At 70.6% G+C, this 1972-nt stretch carries 3 protein-coding genes; all 3 read right to left on the bottom strand.

Annotated elements, in window-relative coordinates; genetic code table 11:
* Positions 1–201 (bottom strand): hypothetical protein (locus RMO97_RS02540; RefSeq protein ID WP_310538980.1); only part of this gene is annotated, 201 nt, incomplete at its 3' end.
* Between the two features lies 1 nt (position 202).
* Positions 203–1270 (bottom strand): endolytic transglycosylase MltG, encoded by a 1068-nt coding sequence (mltG, locus tag RMO97_RS02535; RefSeq protein ID WP_409035275.1) that lies wholly within the window; start codon positions 1268–1270, stop codon positions 203–205.
* A 44-nt stretch (positions 1271–1314) separates the two neighbouring features.
* Positions 1315–1972: beta-ketoacyl synthase N-terminal-like domain-containing protein (locus tag RMO97_RS02530; RefSeq protein WP_310538978.1), on the bottom strand; the 658-nt coding region annotated here is incomplete at its 5' end.

Genomic DNA, 1972 nt, shown 5'->3' with positions numbered 1-1972 from the left:
CCGCTCATCCCGGCGAAGGCCGGGACCCAGATTCATCAGCCGCATTCCGAATTCCTGGCTTAGGTCGTGACCTCTGACCTGGATCCCGGCCTTCGCCGGGACGAGCGGAAGAAGGGGCTGCTTGTTCGTGTCGTTCGTGAGATTCGTGAGGTTCGTGGCCAATCTCATGGGCATGCCCACCCGCGCGGCGCCGCAGGTCACCCTACGGCTCCACCGTCACGGCCGGCGCGTCCACCGGCGCCTCGCCGGCCAGGCCCGGGCCGTCGCTGGCGCTGGCCGCCGCCGCCGCGCCGCGCGTGCGCTCGATGGCGCGCCACTTGGCGACATTGGCGTTGTGCTCGGCGAGCGTCGAGGCGAAGACGTGCCCGCCCGTGCCGTCGGCCACGAAATAGAGCTCGGTGGTCTTGGGCGGGTCCAGCACCGCGGCGATCGCCGCCCGGCCCGGATTGGCGATCGGCGTCGGCGGCAGGCCGTTGATGGCATAGGTGTTGTAGGGCGTCTCCGCCGCCAGTTCCGAGGCGCGGATGCCGCGCCCCAGCGGCCGGCCCTGGGTGATGCCATAGATGATGGTCGGGTCGCTCTGCAGGCGCATGCCCTGGCGCAGGCGGTTGATGAACACTGCGGCCACCCGGGGCCGCTCGCTGGCCTGGCCGGTCTCCTTCTCCACGATGGAGGCGAGCGTGATCGCTTCCTCCACGGTGGAGAACGGCAGGCCCGGCTGGCGCTTGGCCCAGAGGGACGCGATCAGTTGGTCGCGGGCGTCCATCATCCGGCGCAGCACCGCCGAGCGGTCCTCGCCGCGCTCGTACTGGTAGGTCTCGGGCAGGATCGAGCCCTCGGGCGGGGCGGCGGCCACCCCGGTCAGGTCGCTCTTGGCGGCCAGGGCCTCCACCACCATCTCGCTGGTGCGGCCCTCGGGAATGGTGATCTGGTGACGGATGATCTTGCCGTCGCGGATGTCGGCAAGAATGCTGGCCATGGAGGCGCGGCTGGCGAACTCGTACTCGCCGGCCTTCAGCCGCCGCGCCGCGCCCGTCACCTGGGCGGCCGCCACGAAGATCGGGGCCGAGCGGATCACCCCCTCGTGGGACAGGGTCGAGGCGATCTCGGGCAGGCTGGAGCCGTGGCGCAGCATGACCGTGGTCATGTCGCCGCTCTTGGCCGTGGGGCCGGGGCCCTGGAACGACCAGGCCACCCACACCGCCACCAGCATGGCGGCCACCGCCAGTGTCGCGGCGGCGCTCAGCAGCATGATCATCAGCCTGCGCATGGGGGAGAGGCCGCCGTTCCGTTTGGGAGTGCGCGGCCTCTTGCTCACGTGACCTTCTTGAACACGACCGACGCGTTGGTGCCGCCGAAGCCGAAGCTGTTGGACAGGGCGTACTCGATCGCCATCGGTTTCGCCTTGTGCGGGATCAGGTCAATGACCGTCTCAACCGACGGATTGTCCAGGTTCAGGGTCGGCGGCGCGATCTGGTCGCGGATGGCCAGGCAGGCGAAGGCCGCCTCGATGGCGCCCGCGGCGCCCAGCAGGTGGCCGGTGGCCGACTTGGTGGACGACATGGTCACGCCCTTGGCCGCGTCGCCCAGGATACGGGTGACAGCGCCCAGCTCGATCTCGTCGCCGAGCGGGGTCGAGGTGCCGTGGGCGTTGATGTAGTCGATCTCCGACGGGTCGATGCCCGCGTCCTTGATGGCCGCCTTCATGGCGCGGAAGCCGCCGTCGCCGTCCTCGGCCGGGGCGGTGATGTGATAGGCGTCGCCGGCCAGGCCATAGCCCAGGACCTCGGCGTAGATCTTCGCGCCGCGCGCCTTGGCGTGTTCGTACTCTTCCAGCACCAGAACGCCCGCGCCCTCGCCCATCACGAAGCCGTCGCGGTCCTTGTCGTACGGCCGGCTCCCGCGCCACGGCGCGTCGCGAAACCCGGTCGACAGCGCGCGCGCCTGACCGAAGCCGGCGATCCCGATCGGG

Source organism: Phenylobacterium sp. (genome assembly GCF_031425575.1).
Taxonomy (GTDB): Bacteria; Pseudomonadota; Alphaproteobacteria; order Caulobacterales; family Caulobacteraceae; genus Phenylobacterium.
This window is presented reverse-complemented; position numbering and strand designations above follow the sequence as displayed.

Bases quoted from the DNA above. Each gene is read 5' to 3' on its own strand.
- mltG (WP_409035275.1), bottom strand. From the start codon at position 1,270: ATGCGCAGGCTGATGATCATGCTGCTGAGCGCCGCCGCGACACTGGCG.